This is a genomic window from Streptomyces sp. NPDC031340 (assembly GCF_055569945.1).
The window spans coordinates 1-18259 of sequence record NZ_JBVIIE010000047.1 but is presented as its reverse complement, the minus strand read 5'-3'; the positions used below and the strand labels follow the sequence as shown (position 1 = coordinate 18259).

At 72.0% G+C, this 18259-nt stretch carries 19 protein-coding genes; 7 read left to right on the top strand and 12 right to left on the bottom strand.

The window, feature by feature from the left end:
• Positions 1-57 precede the first annotated feature (57 nt).
• The 3 genes from ACZ5GT_RS30010 to ACZ5GT_RS30000 all read left to right on the top strand — a co-directional run bounded on the left by ACZ5GT_RS30010 (position 58) and on the right by ACZ5GT_RS30000 (position 2362).
• Entirely contained in the window at positions 58-237 is a 180-nt protein-coding gene (locus ACZ5GT_RS30010) for a hypothetical protein (protein ID WP_469032310.1), read from the top strand.
• Entirely contained in the window at positions 234-1427 is a 1194-nt protein-coding gene (locus tag ACZ5GT_RS30005) for a CaiB/BaiF CoA transferase family protein (protein WP_469032306.1), read from the top strand. The genes ACZ5GT_RS30010 and ACZ5GT_RS30005 overlap by 4 nt, the downstream gene beginning before the upstream one ends.
• 239 nt (positions 1428-1666) lie before the next feature.
• Entirely contained in the window at positions 1667-2362 is a 696-nt protein-coding gene (locus ACZ5GT_RS30000) for an STAS domain-containing protein (protein ID WP_469032303.1), read from the top strand.
• An 8-nt stretch (positions 2363-2370) separates the two neighbouring features.
• Here the strand turns inward: ACZ5GT_RS30000 and ACZ5GT_RS29995 are convergent, their stop codons facing one another.
• Positions 2371-2640 carry a hypothetical protein gene (locus ACZ5GT_RS29995; protein ID WP_469032299.1) on the bottom strand — a complete coding sequence of 90 codons (270 nt, stop codon included), beginning with the start codon at positions 2638-2640 and terminating at the stop codon, positions 2371-2373.
• Between the two features lie 305 nt (positions 2641-2945).
• Here ACZ5GT_RS29995 and ACZ5GT_RS29990 point away from each other — a divergent pair, with 305 nt between their 5' ends.
• Both ACZ5GT_RS29990 and ACZ5GT_RS29985 read left to right on the top strand, forming a co-directional pair.
• Entirely contained in the window at positions 2946-4490 is a 1545-nt protein-coding gene (locus ACZ5GT_RS29990; protein ID WP_469032297.1) for an MFS transporter, read from the top strand.
• A gap of 95 nt (positions 4491-4585) precedes the next feature.
• Positions 4586-5017, top strand: a complete 432-nt coding sequence (locus ACZ5GT_RS29985; RefSeq protein ID WP_469032295.1) for an ester cyclase — start codon at positions 4586-4588, stop codon at positions 5015-5017.
• A 72-nt stretch (positions 5018-5089) separates the two neighbouring features.
• Here ACZ5GT_RS29985 and ACZ5GT_RS29980 read toward each other — a convergent pair whose 3' ends face one another.
• The 4 genes from ACZ5GT_RS29980 to ACZ5GT_RS29965 are packed head-to-tail and all read right to left on the bottom strand — an operon-like array spanning position 5090 to position 9109.
• Positions 5090-5704: a GTP-binding protein gene (locus tag ACZ5GT_RS29980; RefSeq protein ID WP_469032292.1), complete on the bottom strand. Its 615-nt coding sequence runs from the start codon at positions 5702-5704 to the stop codon at positions 5090-5092.
• The gene (locus ACZ5GT_RS29975; protein ID WP_469032289.1) at positions 5652-6092 is read right to left on the bottom strand and encodes a DUF742 domain-containing protein; all 441 of its coding nucleotides are present in this window, start codon (positions 6090-6092) and stop codon (positions 5652-5654) included. The genes ACZ5GT_RS29980 and ACZ5GT_RS29975 overlap by 53 nt, the downstream gene beginning before the upstream one ends.
• A gap of 49 nt (positions 6093-6141) precedes the next feature.
• The gene (locus tag ACZ5GT_RS29970; protein WP_469032287.1) at positions 6142-6618 is read right to left on the bottom strand and encodes a roadblock/LC7 domain-containing protein; all 477 of its coding nucleotides are present in this window, start codon (positions 6616-6618) and stop codon (positions 6142-6144) included.
• Positions 6599-9109 carry a sensor histidine kinase gene (locus ACZ5GT_RS29965; protein ID WP_469032285.1) on the bottom strand — a complete coding sequence of 837 codons (2511 nt, stop codon included), beginning with the start codon at positions 9107-9109 and terminating at the stop codon, positions 6599-6601. Before ACZ5GT_RS29965 ends, ACZ5GT_RS29970 begins: the two co-directional genes overlap by 20 nt.
• 524 nt (positions 9110-9633) lie before the next feature.
• Here ACZ5GT_RS29965 and ACZ5GT_RS29960 point away from each other — a divergent pair.
• On the top strand, positions 9634-10788 hold the full coding sequence (locus ACZ5GT_RS29960; RefSeq protein WP_469032282.1) for a substrate-binding domain-containing protein: 1155 nt from the start codon (positions 9634-9636) through the stop codon (positions 10786-10788).
• Positions 10789-10960: 172 nt separating this feature from the next.
• On the opposite strand, the gene ACZ5GT_RS29955 is transcribed toward ACZ5GT_RS29960, so the two are convergent.
• The 5 genes from ACZ5GT_RS29955 to ACZ5GT_RS29935 form a co-directional block, all read right to left on the bottom strand.
• Positions 10961-11584 carry a DivIVA domain-containing protein gene (locus ACZ5GT_RS29955; protein WP_469032278.1) on the bottom strand — a complete coding sequence of 208 codons (624 nt, stop codon included), beginning with the start codon at positions 11582-11584 and terminating at the stop codon, positions 10961-10963.
• Between the two features lie 49 nt (positions 11585-11633).
• Positions 11634-12743 carry a globin domain-containing protein gene (locus ACZ5GT_RS29950; protein WP_469032275.1) on the bottom strand — a complete coding sequence of 370 codons (1110 nt, stop codon included), beginning with the start codon at positions 12741-12743 and terminating at the stop codon, positions 11634-11636.
• A 93-nt stretch (positions 12744-12836) separates the two neighbouring features.
• Positions 12837-13253, bottom strand: a complete 417-nt coding sequence (locus ACZ5GT_RS29945) for a globin domain-containing protein (protein ID WP_469032273.1) — start codon at positions 13251-13253, stop codon at positions 12837-12839.
• Between the two features lie 329 nt (positions 13254-13582).
• A complete protein-coding gene (locus tag ACZ5GT_RS29940) occupies positions 13583-14794 on the bottom strand; it encodes an MFS transporter (protein ID WP_469032271.1) in 1212 nt (403 codons plus the stop codon).
• 125 nt (positions 14795-14919) lie between these two features.
• A complete protein-coding gene (locus ACZ5GT_RS29935) occupies positions 14920-16356 on the bottom strand; it encodes an MFS transporter (RefSeq protein WP_469032269.1) in 1437 nt (478 codons plus the stop codon).
• Between the two features lie 236 nt (positions 16357-16592).
• Here ACZ5GT_RS29935 and ACZ5GT_RS29930 point away from each other — a divergent pair, with 236 nt between their 5' ends.
• Positions 16593-17474: a helix-turn-helix transcriptional regulator gene (locus tag ACZ5GT_RS29930; RefSeq protein ID WP_469032267.1), complete on the top strand. Its 882-nt coding sequence runs from the start codon at positions 16593-16595 to the stop codon at positions 17472-17474.
• A gap of 175 nt (positions 17475-17649) precedes the next feature.
• On the opposite strand, the gene ACZ5GT_RS29925 is transcribed toward ACZ5GT_RS29930, so the two are convergent.
• Positions 17650-17976: a hypothetical protein gene (locus ACZ5GT_RS29925; protein WP_469032264.1), complete on the bottom strand. Its 327-nt coding sequence runs from the start codon at positions 17974-17976 to the stop codon at positions 17650-17652.
• Positions 17973-18259: hypothetical protein (locus ACZ5GT_RS29920; protein WP_469032261.1), on the bottom strand; the 287-nt coding region annotated here is incomplete at its 5' end. The genes ACZ5GT_RS29920 and ACZ5GT_RS29925, both read right to left, overlap by 4 nt.

Sequence of the window (18259 nt, the reverse complement as noted above, 5' to 3'; positions counted from 1 at the left end):
TGAGATGATCCCCGGCAGCACCGGATGGATGGACCGGACGACCCGCAGGAGCCCGAAGTGACACGCGCCGCGACCGTCGAGCGTGACCGGATGCGGCGTGCCGCCGTGCGGACCGGCGGCGTCGGCCGGGCCCACCGCCTGGCCGGCCAGGCCCGGGCCGGCCAGGTCGTCGTGCACACGGGCTTCGAGGGCCTGCTCGGCCGCCCCCGGACCGAGACGGTGGTGATAGGACTGTGAACGCCCTCGCCTCGCTGCCCCTCGAAGGCATCACCGTCGTCTCCTGCGAACAGGCGGTCGCCGCGCCGCTGGCCGCCCGGCACCTGGCCGACCTGGGCGCCCGGGTGATCAAGATCGAGCGCCCCGGCACCGGGGACTTCGCCCGCGACTACGACGAGACGGTGCACGGCATGTCCAGCCACTTCGTGTGGCTGAACCGCTCCAAGGAGAGCGTCACCCTCGACCTCAAGCACCCGGCGGCGGCCGAGATCATGGGCAAGCTGCTGGAACGCGCCGACGTGTTCATCCAGAACCTCGCCCCCGGCGCCGCCGAACGGCTCGGCCTGGGCGCGGAGGAACTGACCCGGCGCCACCCCCGGCTGATCACCTGCTCGATCTCCGGCTACGGGTCCAGTGGCCCGTACCGCGACGCCAAGGCCTACGACCTGCTCATCCAGTCCGAGGCGGGTCTGGTGTCGGTCACCGGCACCGAGGACGCGCCGGCCAAGAGCGGCATCCCGGCCGCCGACATCGGCGCCGGGATGTACGCGTTCTCCGGCATCCTGGCCGCCCTGTACGAGCGGGAGCGCACCGGGCGCGGTACGGCGCTGGAAGTCAGCCTGTTCGACGCGCTCGTCGAGTGGATGGGCTACCCGCTGTACTACGCCGGCTACGGGGGCACGCCGCCGCGCCGCGCCGGCACCAGCCATGCCGCCATCGCCCCGTACGGCACCTTCACCGCCGCGGACGGCAGCGACATCGTGCTGTCCATCCAGAGCGACCGGGAGTGGGTCGCGTTCTGCCGCGAGGTGCTGGACGCGCCCGGGCTGTCCCGCGACGAACGGTTCCGCACCGGCGCCCTGCGGGTCGCCAACCGCCCCGCCCTGCACCGGGAGATCGACGAGCGGTTCGGTTCGCTCTCCGGCGACGAGGTGGAGCGGTTGCTGCGCGAGGCCCGTATCGCGCACGCCCGGCTGAGGGACCTGGACGGCGTCCTCGACCACCCCCAGCTGCACGCCCGCGACCGCTGGACCGAGGTCGGCTCGCCGGTCGGGCCGCTGCGGGCGGTGCTGCCGCCCGTCGTCAGCCCGGGCCGCACCCCGCGGATGGACCCGATCCCCGCTCTCGGCGAGCACACCGGCCAGGTGCTGGCCTGGCTGGGGTACGACGCGGAGGCCCGCCGCTCGCTGCACGCCGACGGGGCCGTGTGATCCACCGGCGGCCAGGACGGCCGCCGGCCTCCTCCGCACGCCCGGTCCCGGCACGGTCCTCCCGGTAAAGAAGGCGCATGTCACTCCCCGGCCAGGTGTAGCCCACCGGGCGTCGGGCAGGCGCAGTGGCAGGACCACCGGGCCCCGGCGGGGCAGGCCCCCCACCCGCCCCGCCGGGAGACCGGCGGCGCGACGCGAAGGAACGTGACGACTGTCGGAAGCAGCGAGGCAGGCAGGGCATGACCTCAGCGGCACGGACCCCTCTGACGGGACGGTTGAACACCCTGGTCATCGACAGCCACGTGGAGGCGGGCCGGGCACGGCTCGCCCCCCGCGGGGAACTCGTCCACGGATGCGCGGACACGCTGGCCGCGACGCTGGCCGGCCTGCCGGCCGGCATCGACCGGATCGACCTGGACATGATCGGCGTCGTCTTCATGGACACGGCGGCACTGGAGTTCCTGGACGTTCTCGGGGCGTACGGCGACCGGCACGGCGTCCCGGTGCGGACCGGGAGCTGGAACGGCCAGCCGCGCCGCATCCTGGAACTGGCCGGGCTGGACGCCGAGGCCCCGCTGCGCTCGGCGGCCCACCGCGCCGACCAGGCGCCACCCCCTCCGGCGGCGTCCGCGGTCGCCCTGGAAAGGGCGGAACAGCTGGACCGACTGGACCAACTGCGGGAGGAGGCCGGGCAACTGCGCAACGCCCTCACCTCCCGCCCGGTCATCGACCAGGCGCGGGGCGTTCTGATGGCCACCCACTCCTGCACCCCGGAGGAGGCGTGGGACATCCTGCGGGAGGCCTCGCAACTGTCCAACACCAAGCTGCGTACGGTGGCCGCCGCGGTCACCGCCGGCGCCGAGGGCGACGGCCCGCCCCCTCCGCCCGCACTGCGCCTCGCCCTGCACACGGCGGCCGCCCGCCGCCTGCCCTGACGGCTGGTTCACGTCGGTCCCCGGGTGTGCCGGTGGGAGCGGCGGCGCACGGTGAAGGTGCAGGCGAGCACGCCGAGGCCCCAGGCGATCAGGAGGGCGCCCCACAGTGGCATGGTCACCACCGGGACGAGAAGGCGGATCTCGGTGCTGGCCCGGTTCTCGAAGATGAAGATCATCGCGATCGCGGTGGTCAGCACGAACGGTGTGATGCGGCGGACGACGGGGCGGGAGAAGAACGGCGTGTGCGCCTTGTGGTGCGTGCCGGCGGTCTGAGCCATGGGATGCCTCTCAATCACGCGCTGCCCCCTGCGTACAGCGTCCCCTCCGGCCGGACGGCCCGCCACCGAGGGCGACACCCCGCGGGCCGCGTGGTCCGAACAGGTGCCGGGCCGCGTGCGTCGGCCGGGGAGGACGGGCCGGAAGCGGTGACCGGGTTACGGTCGGTCGGTCGCCGGGCGAATCGGTACCGGGCGGGCGGATCGGTACCGGACGGACGGGTCGGTACCGGGCGGGCGGGTGGTACCGGGCGGGCGATCGTGATCGGGCGGGCGGCGGCGCCGGCCGACGGGCGGGAGGTGCTGCTGTGTCGACTGCGGAGCCGCGCTCCATCGTCACCCTCCTCCCGGTCATCCTGGGGCTCGCCCTCGCTTTCACCGTCACGACCGTCGACCCGCTGGTCCTCAGCCTGAACATGCCGCAGATCAGCCGGGCGCTCCAGGTGCCGCCCGACGCCGTCGGATTCCTGGGGGGCGCGGCGACACTGGTCGTGGCCGCCGCCGTGCTCGCCGTGGGCAGTCTCGGGGACGCCTTCGGGCTCAAGCGGCTGCTGATGCTGGGGCTGGTCGGCGTCATGGTCGTCAACCTGCTCTCCGCGGTCTCCCCCGGCTACGTGTTCCTGCTGGTGATGCGGCTCCTCGACGGGCTGGCGCTGGCCGCGATGCTGGGCGTGTCGCTGGCCCTGCTCAAGGCGTCGGTGCCGGCGGAGAGGCGGCCGGCGGCCATCGGCGTCTTCATGGCCATCGAGATGGCGCTGTGCGGAGTGACCCCCGCGGCCGGGGGCTGGGTGGTGGAGGCCGTCGGCTGGCGGTGGCTGTTCCTGCTCAGCCCGCTGCTGTCACTGATCTCCCTCGGGCTGACGGCCCGGTACGTCGCCGAGCCGCCCGTTCTGCGACGGCACCGGCTCGACATCGTCGGCGTCGGTCTGGCCGGCATCGCCCTGCTCACCCTCGTCTACGGCATCGCCGAGGCGGAGAACGGGTTCTCCCAGCTCCGGGCCTGGCTGCCGCTGTCGGTCAGCGCGGTCGCTCTCGTGCTGTTCGTGCTCCGGGAGCGCCGGACTCCGGAACCGGTCCTGGACCTGTCGTTGTTCCGCAGCGGCCCGTTCACCGTGGCCGCGCTGGCCTCCCTGGCGCTGAACTTCCTCGCCGCCGGGTTCAGTTTCGCGCTGGGGCAGTTCGGCAGTGTGATCCTGTCGCTGCCCCCGCGCACGATCGGCCTGCTGTACCTGCCCGGCACGGCGGCGATTGCCGGCGCCGTCGTCCTGGCGGGGCGCATGGTCGGGAAGTACACCCCCCGGCCGGTCCTCGTCACCGGCCTGCTGGTGCTGGCCGCGAGCGCGCTGCTGATGGCGGCGACCGCCGCGCCCACGATGCCGCTGTGGGTGCTGGTGCTGGCCACCTGGCTCACCAACCTCGGATCGCTGGTGGCTTCCGCCGCGGTGGCCGAGACCATCCTGTCCCACGCACCGCCCGGCAAGTCCGGCACCGTCGCCTCCGTCCAGCCGGCGTTCGGCATGACCGGCTACGCGCTCGGACCCGCCGTCTACCTCCTGCTGCTCGACCTCTTCTTCCAGCGGCAGTGGCTCAACGACGCCGCGGCGCGCGGCATGTCGGTGGAGGAGGCCGAGGAGGCCGTGGACGCGGTGCGCAGCGCGATGGCGCACAGTCCCGGCACCGCCGGATACGACCCGAACCTGCTCCGGCAGTCCGGACTGGCTCTCGGGCTCGACTTCACCAACGGCCTGCGGCTCACCATGCTGGTGGTGAGCTTCCTGCCGCTCGCCCTGGCCGTGGCCGCGTATCTGCTCATCCGGCCGTGGTCCAAGAACGTTGCCGCGCAAGGGAGATGAGCCGGCGCCCGGCCGTGCCGCGGTCCGCAGGGAATGCACGGTCGGACGCGGCGGGTCAGCATGGAGGGAAAGGGACGTTCCCCATGGAGGTTCGCATGGCTGACAACGAAACCTTCGTCCGCGACATCTTCCGGGCGTGGAACGACCGGGACTACGACCGCATCGCCGGGTCCGTGGCTCCGGACTGCACCCTCGTCGAGGAGGGCAGCGGAAGGACACTGCAGGGCCCGGAGGGCTTCGTCCGGCTCGCGAAGGCCATGTTCGACGCGATGCCGGACGGCCAGTTCACCGTCGACCACCTCACGGCCAAGGAAGACACGGTGGTGGTCGAGTACACGAGCAGCGGGACCCAGACCGGAGACCTGGTCACGCACGCCGGCACCCTGCCCGCCACGGGCCGTCACGTCACGGTGCACGGGTGCGACATCTACGAGGTCAAGGACGGCAAGATCAAGGAAGGCCGCGCCTATCTGGACACCGGCGCCATCATGAGCCAGCTCGGCCTGACCAAGCAGTTCCAGGGCTGACCGGATCCGTGGCCCGTGGTCCGTGGGGCGACGCACGGGCCACGGACCACGGGCCTTCGGCCGCGTGGCCCGTCAGGGCGTCGCCGCGGCTTCCGCGCGGCGTACGGCGACGTCCAGTACGGCCAGCAGCGCGTCGCGGACCGAGCCCGTCTTCCGGGCGTCGAAGACGACCAGGGGTACGTGCTCGGCGATGTCCAGCGCCCACCGCACCTCCGCGAGGTCGTGCTCGACCTGCCCGTCGAAGGCGTTGACGCCCACCGCGAAGGGGATGTCCCGGTGCTCGAAGTAGTCCACCGCCGCGTAGCAGTCGTCCAGCCGGCGGGTGTCGACAATCACCAGGCTGCCGAGGGCGCCCTCCACCAGGTCGTCCCACATGAAGCCGAACCGGTCCTGGCCCGGGGTGCCGAACAGGTACAGCTTCAGCGTCGGGTCGATGGTGACGCAGCCGAAGTCCATGGCGACGGTGGTGGTGATCTTGCCCGGCGTGTGGGTGAGGTCGTCCACTCCCGCCGCGACCTCGGTGATCGCGGCCTCCGTGGTCAGCGGCCGGATCTCTGATATCGAGCTCACGGTGGTGGTCTTGCCGACTCCGAAGCCGCCGGCGATGACCACCTTGACCGGGGTCGGAGTCTGTTCAGCTGGTGTCACGGAGTGTGTCCCGTGAGTCGGGGACGGCACGGAGACCATCGATAACCCTTCGCAGTACGGAGAGATCCTGGGCGATCCCGGCGTTCGGCCGGTGGACCGCCAGATGCCCGGCGACACGCAGGTCCTCGGCCAGCACACGCACCACATTGAGGTGCAGTCCCAGCTTCGCGGCCAGTTCCGCCACCGACTGCGGCTGCCGGCAGGCCGCGACGATGCCGTGGCGTTCGAAAGTGAGCGAGTGAAGGGCCAGCAGCCCGGCCGACGTCGACACGACCTGCGTCTCCACCGGCATCGGCCGCGTGCTGCCGTCCACCGACACCCGGCCGGTGGTCAGCAGGAACGGCCGTATCGCGGGTGCGCGGCGTTGCGGCTCCGGCGAGCCCTCGGCATCGTCCGCTGCCTCGTGCGGTGGTCCGACGACGGCCATCACGGTCCCTTCACGATGTGCCTCACCCGTGTCCCGGCGCCGACGGCCATCAGCGGGCCGACGCCGCGCCGACACTGTTCTTCAGTTCCAGCACCAGCTGGGGGGTGAGCGCGGCCCCGGCCCTGTTGGCGAAGAGCGTCATCTCGTAGGCGATGTTGCCCAGCTTCGCGTCCCCGGAGGTGACCACGCCGAGAACGGCTCCGGCGCCGATGGCCGACACCAGGACGTGGCCGTGCTCCAGGTCGATGATGACCTTGTCGAGGGCGCCGAGACCGTAGTTGCCGGAGGCGCCCGCGGCGAGGCTCGTCAGACCGGCCACGATCGCGGCCAGCCGTTCGGAGTCGGCCTGGTCGCGCAGCCGGGAGACGGCGATCAGCAGGCCGTCGGACGACACCGCGATGGCGTCGGCGACGCCCGCGGTGTCCGCGGCGAACCGTTCCAGCAGCCAGGTGAAATCGGCCGCGGCGGCCCGCAGGTCGGACGGTTCCGGCTGCTGGGAAGTGCTGTCAGCTGTCGACGTGGCCACGGCCCGACTCCTTCTGTGGTTCCTGGTGCTGAGATCGCGAGGGCCCGGTCGGAGCGTGGCTGCTGTCCCGCTCCGCCCGGCGGACGGCGGCCTCGAACTCGTCGAGTTCCGAGCGGACGGCTTCGGCGTCCGCGGGCTGCCGCACGGCCGGTTTCCGGTCGTTCGTTACGTCGGTCCGGGCGAGTGTGGCCCCCCGCACCCGTCGGCGCAGCGGGCGGGAGGTCCCGGCGGACGGCGGTTCGTCCGGGCCGGTGGTCCGCTCCGCGCCGTCGCGCGTGGCGGTCCGTTCCGCGGTGGCCCGGTCCGGGCCGGCGGGGGCCGCGCCGCGCCGCGGGAGTTCGCCGCGCGGCGACGGGACCGGCCCCTTCGCGGGCGCGGCGGACGCGGAGGCCGCCCCCACGGGCGACGGTGCCGGCACGGCGGTCTCCTTCCCGGTCCGCACGGGAAGCGGCGTCACGTTCGCGGCCGCACCCGTGGCGGCGGGCTGCGGGGTGTCCACGGGGGACGTGGCCGACAGGAGCGCGCCGGGCATCCAGACGGTGCCGGTGACACCGCCGCCCGGCGTACGGCTCAGGGCCACCCGCACACCCCAGCGCCGGGCGAGGCTGCCGACCACGAAGAGGCCGAGCACCCTGGTCGGTACGAGGTCCAGCCGCTCCCGGCGGATCAGCCGGGCGTTCTCCTCGGCGAGGCGCTCCGCGTTCATGCCGATGCCGTGGTCGATGATCTCGATCAGCGCCCCGCCCTCCTCGCCGACGTCGGCGCCGGGCCGGACGACCACCTCGACGGGTGTGTCGGAGGGGGAGAACGAGACCGCGTTCTCCAGCAGTTCGGCGAACATCAGCGTCAGGTCGCCGATGATGTCGGGCACGACGGCGGCTTCCGTCTCGGACCGCAGGTGCACCCGCGGGTAGCCCTCGATCTGGGCGAGCGACGCCCGGATGACGTCGGGCAGGGGGATCGGACGCGGCTCGACGCCCCGCTCCCGGATACCGGCGAGCAGCATCAGGCTGTCGGCGTTGCGCTGCAGGCGTACGGCGATGTGGTCGACGCGGTAGAGACGTTCGAGGAGTTCGAGGTCGGTCTCCTCGCGCTCCATCTCGTCGATCAGCAGGAGTTGACGTGTCGTCAGGTTGCTCACCCGGCGGCCGACGTTGCCGAACATCTCGGCCACGTTGCGGCGGCTCAGCACCTGGCGCTCCAGCAGTTGCGCGGCGGTCACCTGCACCTGGTTGAACACCTCGGCCAGGGCGCCGATCTCGTCGCGCACCGGGACGGGGATCGGCCGCGGCCGCAGCGGGGTGGCGTCGCCGGAGTCGTCGTCGGCGACCCGGGCGAGTTCCTCGCCCGCCACGTCGATCACCTGCTGGGCGGCGCCGGTCAGCGCCACCAGGGGCCGCACCACCGAGCGGCGGACCAGGACGCTGAAGGCCAGCCAGGCGACGAAGCCGAGCAGGGCCAGGGCGACGAGGTACAGCGCGCCCCGCAGCGCCTCCGAGGAGCTGGCGTCGGCCTGCGCGGCGGTCTGCTCGATCAGTGACCGGGTGATCCCGAGGCGGGTCTCGGACTGCCGGTTCCCGTCGGCGATCGCCTTGCGCAGCTGGGCCGGCGTCTTGCCCTGCAGGGCGCCGGGATCGATCTGCAACTGCGCGTACTGGGCCTCGATGCCGTTCTGTTCGGCGCTGCGGTCGATGCCGTCCATGCGCAGCACCTGGGCGGGTGTGGCGATCCGCTGGAACCGCTGCGCCTGGTGCTCGTAGAGGGCGCGGGCGTCGACCGCGCGGCTGTACTCGGTGAGGGGGTTGGCGTCGCGGGTCTGCGCGGAGAACACCGCGCTCTCGTAGGCCGCGTGGGCGGCGTCGGCTCGCAGCACCGTGTCGAGCAGCGCGGTGACGGAGGACGACGACGTGCCGGAGTAACGCTCCAGGCCGATGCCGTCGATCAGGTAGTCGACCGCGGAGGCGTAAGCGGGGTCGATGTCGGCGACGGAGACGTAGCCCCGTTCGAGCTTCTCGCGCAGCACCCCGAGGCCGCGGATGTAGTCGAGCGCCTGCGCCTCCTCGGACGGCAGGTCCGAGGCGAACGCCGAACGAACGGCGGCGACCTGCCGGTTGGTGTTCCGCTGTGCCTCGCGGTAGTCGGAGACCGGCGGCAGCGTGGCTCCGGGGCGGGCCTCGTCGTACTGCACGGAGAGCAGGAGCGCCTGCCGGTGTTCGGCCTGCACCTCGTTGATGAGCTTCGCGACCTGTTCGCTGTCACGCACCAGCTCGGCTATCCGGCCCGCGTCCCGGGCCTGCCGGGCCTGGCCGTAGGCGCCCACGCCGAGGAGCACGCCGACGGCCGCGATGGGCGCGATCACCAGGACGTTCAGCTTGCGGCGGAAGGGCCACCGGTCGAGGACGTTCGCCGCCTTCCGGCCCGGCCGGGGACTCCGGTCGGCTTCCCCCGGTGACTCGGGGGCGAGCGGCGGGTTACCTCTGTTCGCGGACACCCGAGCCTCCTTCGATGTGTTGCCGAGCGGCGGCAGCGCCGTCGTCGCAGCCGGACCGCCGATGGCCGGAAAGCGGACATGACTCAGCGGCGTTCACCGCCGAGCAGAGTGATGGGATCACGCCAGGTGTCCGAAATCCGGCTGCGTGAGCGTACCTGTACAGACAGTCGGATCGCAGCTTCTGGATCATCAAGAGATGATTACGGAATTCTTGCGAACGATGCACGGAACGTGACGCTTGGTCCGGGACGGCCCTCGTCGCCCCAGGTGAAAGCGGCCGTTGTAGTGTCCCGGCGGGGGAATTGACGCGAACCGACCGGTTGAGCATGATCCTCGGCAGCACGCTTGCTGCCACCCCTGCCGCCCCGGGCCACCGCTCGGGAACCGACGCCCGCCGTAGTCCCCGCAGCCTCGCCGAGGCGAAGCGGGTCCTCGGCGACGGCGACCGCGCGCCGGATCCGTCGCCCGTTCCCGAGTTGCTGTTCCCCGCTCAGCCCTGCTTTTCAGCCTGTGTTGGAGACCTCGTGCACCGCACCCGCAAGGCGGCCATGGCCGCGACCGTCCTCCTGGCCACCGTCAGCCTCGCCGCGGGCTGCTCCAGCGGTTCGAAGACCACCGATTCCGCGGCCGTGTCCGCCGGCGATTCGTCAAAGCCCGGCTGCCCCAGCGCCCTCGCCCGCGCCAAGCGCGACGTGAAGGCGGCCGAGGACGTCAACGCCCCCTGGTCCGGACCGACCAGCGGGCCCCGGGCCGTCCCGGACCGGCGCATCGTCTACATCGCCCAGACGCTGACCAACCCGGGCGTCGAGGGCGTCGCCCAGGGTGTCCAGGAAGCGGCCGACGTCATGGGCTGGCATCTGAGCACCATCAACGGCCAGGGCACGACCGCCGGTTTCAAGGCCGCCTTCGACCAGGCCCTCGCCGACAAGCCCGACGGCATAGTCATCGGCGGCTTCGATCCCAGCTCCACCTCCGAGCAGGTCGCGCGGGCGAACGCGGCCGGCATCCCGCTGATCGGCTGGCACGCCGTCGCCGCACCCGGCCCCAGCGAGAACCCGAAGCTGTTCAGCAACATCACCACGAGGGTCGAGGACGTGGCGCGGCTCAGCGCCGACTGGATCATCGCGCAGTCCAACGGCCGCGCGGGTGTGGTGCTGTTCACCGACGCCACGATCCCGTTCGCCAAGCACAAGTCCGATCTGATCAAGAAGGAACTCGCCACCTGCTCCGACGTGCGGCTGCTGAGCTACGAGAACATCCCGATCGCCCAGGCCAACAGCCGCACCGTCAAGCGGGTCTCCTCCCTCGCCGCCCGCTTCGGCGACAGCTGGACCTACTCCGCCGCCATCAACGACCTGTACTTCGGTTACGCGGAGTCCGCGCTGCGCGCGGCCGGCCGGCAGGGTGCGGGGACCCCGTTCAACATGGGGGCCGGGGACGGCGATCCGGCGGCGTTCAAGCGCATCAACGGCAAGGCGTTCCAGGCGGCCACCGTGCCCGAGCCGCTGTCCGAGCAGGGCTGGCAGATCGTCGACGAGTTCAACCGCGCCTTCGCGGGCAAGCCGTCCAGCGGATACGTCGCCCCCGTCCACATCACGACCGCGGCCAACAGCGGCGGCGCCCTGTCCTGGGACTCCGAGGGCTATCGCGAGGCCTACCGCAAGATCTGGGACAAGTAGCCGGGATCAGGGACGAGCGGCCGAGCTGGGACGAGCGGCCGAGCTGGGACGAGCAGCCGGGCGTCAGCCCCGTGGCCTGCCACGCCCCTCGGCAGGCCACGCCGGGGAGCGTGCCGCGGAGGCCGTCGACGCGGGCGCCGGCCCGGGTCCGGCGCCGGGCCGTGCCGGACGTTCAGTGGTCCCGGCCGGGCGGTCCGACGGCGTTCGCGATGCCGAGAGGCTGTTCCCGCTCCGCGCCGGCCGAGTGGTCCGGCGGCACGGCGGCACGGTGGTCGGCGATCGGGCGGGGAGCCGCGGCGGCGGCCGCCGGGACGATCTGGGCGCGCTTGGCGGCGTACTCGTCCGCGGTGACCGACAGGGACTCCGCGATCTGGCGCAGGTAGGAGATGAGCCGCTCGGTCTCCTCCGGGCCGCCCGCGGCCGCCGCCTGGGTGGTCTTCTCCCAGGTCTGCTGCAGGATCGCCTCCGCCTGCGCCCGCGCGGCCCGCACCATGTTCCGCGCCTGCTCGCGGGCGACGTTGACGGTGTTCTCGGCGGCCTGCTGGGCGCGGGCCTGCTGCAGCACCGCGTCCACGGTCGGCACCCCGGTCGGGCCGGTGCCGTCGCCGATGTTGTTCGCGCGGATCCAGTCCCGGTGGCGCTGCATGTCCGTGCGCAGGCGGTCGTTCTCCTGCGTCAGCTCGATCAGGGTGGCCGCGCAACGGCGCAGGGCGTCGTGCACCGCCTCCTCGCTGTAGCCGCGGCGGGTGAGGGGAGCGCGGGGAAAGGTCATCGACCGCAGCGCCTCGGGGCTCACCCGGCGGTCCCCCGGATGGTGTCCTCGTGTCCTGTTCACGTATCTCCGATCACCGAGCGTCTTCTTCGAAGTGCAGCAAGTCGTGGGAGACGCCCGCGCCCGCCAGATCGCGTACCGTCGCGGAGACCATGGACGGCGAGCCGCAGACGTAGAAGGAGCGCCCGTGCCAATGGGCGGCGCGCAGGACCGGACCGGCGAGGCTGCGGTTGTCGACGGTGCCGGCGTCCGCCCCGACCAGCGGCGTCACCCGGAGCCACGGGTTGGCCTCGGCCAGCTGCCGCAGCGCCTGCTGGTCGTACAGGCCCCGCTCGTCCCGCGCTCCGACGAACAGGTCCACCCCCCGCACGGGCCCCTGCCAGGCGATCTCCTCCACCAGGGCGCGCATCGGGGCCAGGCCGGTGCCCCCGGCGATCAGCACCAGGTCCCGGCCGCCGGACGCCTGCAGGGTGAGCCGGCCGCCGACCGGGGAGCCGAGGCGCAGCACGTCCCCTCGGCGCAGTCCGTAGACCAGCGCCGGGCTGACCAGGCCTCCGTCGACGGCGCGCACATGGAACTCGATGGTCCCGTCGGCGCGTGTCGCGTTGGCCGGGGTGAACGACCGCCAGGTGCTCGGCAGCGTCGGGGTCTCCACCATGACGGACTGGCCGGCCCGGTACGCCATCGGACGGTCCAGGCGCAGGGTGATGACCGCGAGGTCGAAGCCGCGCGGCTCGATCTGCACCACCTCGCCGTTCCACCACGGCGGGTTCACCCTGGCGTCGGTCTCCGCGGCTTCCACCATGGTGCGGGCCACCAGGGTGTACGCCTCGGTCCAGCCGTGCTGCAGCTCCGGGGTCCACGCTTCGCCCAGGAAGTAGGCCAGCGTGGCCAGCAGCGCCTGACCCACCGCCTCGTAGTGCTGTGCCACCACCTGGAACTTGCGGTGGTCACGGCCGAGTTGACGCAAGTACGGCAGGAGCCGGTCCGGGTCGTCCGCCTCGGCGACGATCCGGCCCAGGGCGGCGACGAGCCGGTCGCGCTGTGCCCCCATGGCGACGGGGAACATCGGCCGGACCTCCGGCGCGATGAGGAACAAGTACGAGTAGAAGTACCGCGGTACCTCGTCTCCCGACTTGCCCACCAGGGCGAAGGAGTCTCTCAGTGCCTGGGAATCGCTCATGTCCGAACTCCGGTGGCTGGTATCAGGTGTGACCTCCGAAAACATCGGCGAGCCGGCCGACGGCTCGTCAGGGTGCGGCTGCCGCTGCCGGGGTCAGCGCGCGGCGGCCTCGCCGGCCGCGACCATCGTGTCGCTGATCACCCCGTAGACCGCCGTCCAGGATTCCTCGACGGCCGGCGTCCACGCGTCGCCCGCGTAGTGCCGCAGGGAGGCGATCAGGCTGCTGCCCACGGCGGGGTAGTGCTCCGCCAGCGCGCCGTAGCCGGCGTGACGGCGCCCCAGGTTCTGGAGCATGCCGACCAGCGTCTCGGTGTTCTCGAGGTTGGCGACCAGGGCGCCCAGCGCCGCCCACAGGCGGTCGCGCTGCTCGTCGAGGTGAGCGGCGAACAGCGGGCGCACGCCCGGGTTGTGGGTGAAGAGGTGGTCATAGAAGTACTCGGTGAGCTGCGGCCCGTGGGGCTTGACGACCGCGAAGCTGCTGCGGATGAGTGAGGGGTCTGGGGTGGTCATGCGGGCCGACTGTAGCCATGCGCACACTGATCGAACAAGCTGAGTTCGATCAGCTCACCGAGCGGTGACGCGCCGGGGGACCGGCCGCGCCCCGGTGACTGCGGGTACAAGCAGTGCCATTTCAAGTCGCTTTACACTTAAGCCAGTTGGGAGAACCGGAGCTGTGACCTTCGCCATACGTCACGTCGCGTCCGCCTCCCCTACACTGCCGTCCCGGCCCTCCCCGCCGACCGGACGCGCCCCGTCTGCGCCTTCGTCGTCACGGCGCCGTTCGACGCCGGCGCCGCCCGGCCGACGTGGCCGCGCGGGCGACTCGGCGTCCTTGATGGTCAGTGACGGACGGCGGTCTGCCGCTCGGCCGGGGTGCCGCCGCTCGCGACGACAACGCCGGGGGCGCTCTGACGGCGTTCGAGAACCGCCGAGACGAGGGCGAGGAACAGGGCGGCCAGGGCCATGAGGGCGCCGACCCAGTTGGGGGCGGTGTAGCCGAGGCCGGCCGCGATGACGAGGCCGCCGAGCCAGGCGGAGAGTGCGTTGCCGAAGTTGAACGCGCCGATGTTCACGGCCGAGGCCAGCGTCGGGGCGCCGCTCGCCTGGTCGAGGACGCGCTTCTGGAGCGGCGGCACGGTGGCGAAGCCGAGGGCTCCGGTCAGGACGATCGTGACAGCGGCGAGAGCCTTGTGGTGTGCGGTGAGCGTGAAGAGCGCGAGCACGACGGCCAGGCCGCCGAGGGAGACGTACAGCATGGGCATCAGGGCGCGGTCGGCGAAGCGGCCGCCGACCAGGTTGCCGCCGACCATGCCGAGCCCGAAGAGGACCAGCAGCCAGGTCACCGAGCCGTCGGCGAAACCGGCGACACGGGTCATCATCGGCGCGATGTAGGTGATGGCGGCGAAGACGCCGCCGAAGCCGAGGACGGTCATCGCCATGGCCAGCAGGACCTGGGCGTTCTTGAACACGGCGAGCTCATGGCGCAGGCGCGCGCCCTCCGGCCGGGGCATCTCGGGGACCAGTGCGGCCACACCGAGCAGCCCGACCACGCCGAGCCCGGCGACCACGGCGAAGGTGGCCCGCCAGCCGGCGTGCTGCCCGACGAGGGTTCCCAGGGGCACGCCGACCACGTTGGCGACCGTGAGGCCGCTGAACATCATCGCTATGGCACCGGCCTTCCGGTCCGGGGCGACCAGGTCGGCGGCGACGACCGAGCCGATGCCGAAGAAGGCGCCGTGGGCGAGCGAGGCGACGACGCGGCCGATCAGCATCACGGCGAAAGTGGGCGCGACGGCGGAAAGCAGGTTCCCGGCGATGAACAGGCCCATCAGCAGCATCAGCATGCGCTTGCGGGAGACCTTGGTGCCGAGCGCTGTCATCAGCGGAGCGCCGAACATGACGCCGAGCGCGTAACCGGTCACCAGAAGGCCCGCGGTGGGGATGGAGACCCCGAAGCCGGCCGCGACCTCGGGCAACAGGCCGGTGATCACGAACTCGGTGGTTCCGATGCCGAAGGCCCCGATCGCGAGTGCCAGGAGCGCGAGAGGCATGAGGGGTACACCTTCCGAGGTTGTTGCGGATGCGTTTTACCTCCGCAGACAATACTTGCAGACGCGCACTAAGTGCAAGGGATGGCAATTTCGCCAGCACCCTGTCCGTCACCGCGCCCTGTCCGTCACCGCACGGTCGGCCGGTCACCGCGCAGGAACACGGCGCTGGTGAGGGTGCCGAGGAGGACGACGGCGGCGTTGACCGCGATGGCCGTCTTCAGTCCGCCGAGGACGGCCGCGGCTCCGGTGCCGGTCATCGCGGCGGTGGCGACGGCGCTCATGACGGGGGTGCCCATGGTGATGCCGATCTGCTGGGTCATGGTCGCGAGCCCGGTGGCCAGGCCCTGTTCGTGGTCGGCGAGACCGGAGGTGGCGGTGACCATGAAGCCGACGATGACGAGCATGTTGCCGACACCGCCGGCGAAGGTGGCGGCCAGCAGCAGCCACATCCAGGAGCCGTCGCCGCCGAGGCCGAGCAGGGCGGCCGTGAACACGGTCTGCAGGATGCCGCCGGTGATCAGCGTCCGCCTGCTGCCGGTCTTCCCGATGACCTTCGGGGCGATCGAGCCGCCGACGACCGTTCCGATGCCCAGCACGCCGAAGGACAGTCCGGCGGCCAGCGGGGAGAAGCCGAGCACCTCCTGGAGGTAGAGGGTCAACAGGAAGACCAGGGAGGTCTCGGTGAGGAAGGCGATCAGACCGGCGACGTTGCCCCAGGCCACCGAACGCCTGCCGAGCACGCCGAGCGGCACCAGCGGGGCGCTCGCCTTGCGCTCGACGGCCCAGAACACGAGCAGCAGGAGCACGCCGGCCGCCGGCGGCAGCAGGGCGCTCGGGGAGCCCCAGCCCCGCTCACCGGCCTGGGTGAGGCCGAAGACGATGGCCAGCAGACCGAGGGTGACGCTGATGGCGCCGGGCACGTCCAGCTTCGGGCGCTCGTCGGGCCGGGACTCCTCGATGACCGTCGGGGCGACGATCAGGACGGCGAGGGCGACGGGCACGTTGACGAAGAACGCCCAGCGCCAGGAGAGCAGGTCGGTCAGCAGGCCGCCGAGGATCGCGCCGGTGGTGAAACCGGCGGACATCAGAGCCCCGTTGAGGCCGAGGGCCTTCTCCCGCAGCGGTCCCTCCGGGAACGAGGTCGTCATGAGCGAGAGGCCGGCCGGGGTGACCGCGGCGGTCGCGAGCCCCTGGAAGACACGCGCCGCGATCAGCACCTCCGGGTTCCGCGCCAGACCGCCCACCAGCGAGGCCGCGCCCAGCACCACCAGACCGCCGAGGAAGAGCCGACGGCGGCCGAACAGGTCCGCGACCCGGCCGAACAGCAGGGTGAAGCCCGCCGCGCACAGGGCGAACGCGGTGCCGATCCACTGCAGGTGCGCCAGGGAGAAGCCCAGGCCCTCGCCGATCACCGGCAGCGCCACGTTCAGGATGGAGAAGTCCACGGCCAGCATGAACTGGGCCGCGAGCAGCAGCACCAGCACCAGCCGCAGGCGCGGGGTGAGGACGGCCGGGGCCGCTCCCACGGCCGTAGCGGCCGTGTCCGAATCGGTGACGGACATGACGTCGAGTCCCTTTCATCCGGTTTCGTGCGAGCTTTCGGTTCTCGAGCCAACTCAAGAGCCTTGATGCGTCGGCGGTGCGCACCGCCGGGAACGAGACTCGTCCCGGCCCGGAACCCCAGCCAGCGCCCTGTCTCGCACAGCCGCCGCGAGGGTGGTCATCGCATGACCACCCTCACGGCTCGGAACCGGCGCGGCGGGCGGGCATCATCAAGAGGAGCGAACGGGAGGCATCGATGGAGGCTGCGTCCGAACTGGGGGATTTCCTCAAGTCCCGCCGTGCCGCACTGCGCCCGGAGGACGTCGGCATCACCCCGCATCCGACCCGACGGCGGGTCAGCGGGCTGCGCCGGGAGGAGCTGGCCATGCTCGCCGGGGTGAGCATCACCCACTACACCCGTCTCGAACAGGGCCGCGCCCTCGGCGCCTCGGACTCGGTGCTGGACGCGATCGCGCGCACCCTGCGGCTGACAGACGACGAGACCGCGCATCTGAAGGACCTGGCCCGCCCCTCCCCCGGCGCGGCCCGCCCCACCGCACCCCGCGCGGAGCGGGCCGGCCGTTCGGCACGACAGCTGCTGGCGGCCATGTCGGAGGTGCCGGCGCTGATCCTGGACCGCCGCAACGACATCCTGGCCTGGAACCGGCTGGGGCACGCACTGCTCGCGGCGCATCTGCCCGCGGACAGCCCCGAGACGCCGGGCACCCGGCCCAACCTGACGCGGATGCTGTTCCTGGACGAGCGCTACCGCGCGCTCTACACCGACTGGCACGACGAGGCGCAGCTCGCGGTCGCCTCGTTGCGGCTGATCGCCGGCCGGCACCCCGACGACCGCCGGCTGGCCGAACTGGTCGGCGAACTCACCGTCCAGTGCGACGAGTTCGCCTCCCGCTGGGCCCGCCATCCGGTGCGCACCTGCACCTCGGGGACGAAGCGGCTGCGCCACCCGCTGGTCGGCACGATGGACCTGAGCTTCGAGAACCTCGTCATCCCCGGCTCGTCCGGCCAGCGCCTGATCGCCTACACGGCCGAACCGAGCTCCCCCTCCGAGGCGGCCCTGCGCCTGCTCGCCAGCGCGGCCGCGTCCGAGGCCGGGAGCACCTCCGCGGCGGTGTGAGGCCGGGGCGCGCCTACCGGCCGGGGAGGACGCCGGCCCGATCGGACGGTGGCCGACCACGGGCCCGGTCCTGCGGCGGAACCGAGCAACGCCCGCGTCGGCGGTCGGCGCTCGCCCGCATCGCGTCCGCCGTCGTGAAGGACGGGGAAAACCCACTGTGGCTGGGGCGGTCGGCTCAAGCGCTGAAGGCCATGACGCCAAAGATGAAGCCGAGCACCATGCCTGCAACCGAAAGGCCCATGGCCAGGGCGGCGTGCGGCTCCTTCCGCTTCATCGCGAGAGCCGACAACACGATCGCGAACAGCCCTGGAACGATGGGGAAGAAGAGCAGAGATACCGCTGCGCAAGCAAACGCACCCCAGACGAAGCTCGCCGACCTACCTCCGCCTGGCTCGCCATAGGTGGTGCCGCACTCCGGGCAGAAGGTCTTGGCCGTCTGCGTGAGAGTTCCACAAGCGGAGCAGAGCTTGGTCGGGGACTGCTCAAACGGTGCCGCGCTCATCCGAAGCTGGCCTTCGCGGTCGCGAGGATCTTCTTGTTCGGGCTGGCGAACAAGGCATAGACGTTGTCAACTGCCGCAGTGGAACGGAGCGTCAGTTGAGCGTGACCTGACTGCGCACTCGGCACGGTGATCGTCAACTCGCCGTTGGTCGGGAACTTCTTGTAAGCGCCAGTCACCTGACCGAGGACGGGACTGCTGCAGGGTTGGGTGACACCTGACCTGGCTTGCTGAGAGGCGGCCTGGAAGGATGTCGCAGTGCCCAAGCCGTATCCCAAGGAGTTCC

Bases quoted from the DNA above. Each gene is read 5' to 3' on its own strand.
- ACZ5GT_RS30000 (WP_469032303.1), top strand. From the start codon at position 1,667: ATGACCTCAGCGGCACGGACCCCTCTGACGGGACGGTTGAACACCCTG.
- ACZ5GT_RS29995 (WP_469032299.1), bottom strand. From the start codon at position 2,640: ATGGCTCAGACCGCCGGCACGCACCACAAGGCGCACACGCCGTTCTTC.
- ACZ5GT_RS29985 (WP_469032295.1), top strand. From the start codon at position 4,586: ATGGCTGACAACGAAACCTTCGTCCGCGACATCTTCCGGGCGTGGAAC.
- ACZ5GT_RS29980 (WP_469032292.1), bottom strand. From the start codon at position 5,704: ATGGTCTCCGTGCCGTCCCCGACTCACGGGACACACTCCGTGACACCA.
- ACZ5GT_RS29975 (WP_469032289.1), bottom strand. From the start codon at position 6,092: ATGGCCGTCGTCGGACCACCGCACGAGGCAGCGGACGATGCCGAGGGC.
- ACZ5GT_RS29950 (WP_469032275.1), bottom strand. From the start codon at position 12,743: ATGAGCGATTCCCAGGCACTGAGAGACTCCTTCGCCCTGGTGGGCAAG.
- ACZ5GT_RS29945 (WP_469032273.1), bottom strand. From the start codon at position 13,253: ATGACCACCCCAGACCCCTCACTCATCCGCAGCAGCTTCGCGGTCGTC.
- ACZ5GT_RS29940 (WP_469032271.1), bottom strand. From the start codon at position 14,794: ATGCCTCTCGCGCTCCTGGCACTCGCGATCGGGGCCTTCGGCATCGGA.
- ACZ5GT_RS29935 (WP_469032269.1), bottom strand. From the start codon at position 16,356: ATGTCCGTCACCGATTCGGACACGGCCGCTACGGCCGTGGGAGCGGCC.
- ACZ5GT_RS29930 (WP_469032267.1), top strand. From the start codon at position 16,593: ATGGAGGCTGCGTCCGAACTGGGGGATTTCCTCAAGTCCCGCCGTGCC.
- ACZ5GT_RS29925 (WP_469032264.1), bottom strand. From the start codon at position 17,976: ATGAGCGCGGCACCGTTTGAGCAGTCCCCGACCAAGCTCTGCTCCGCT.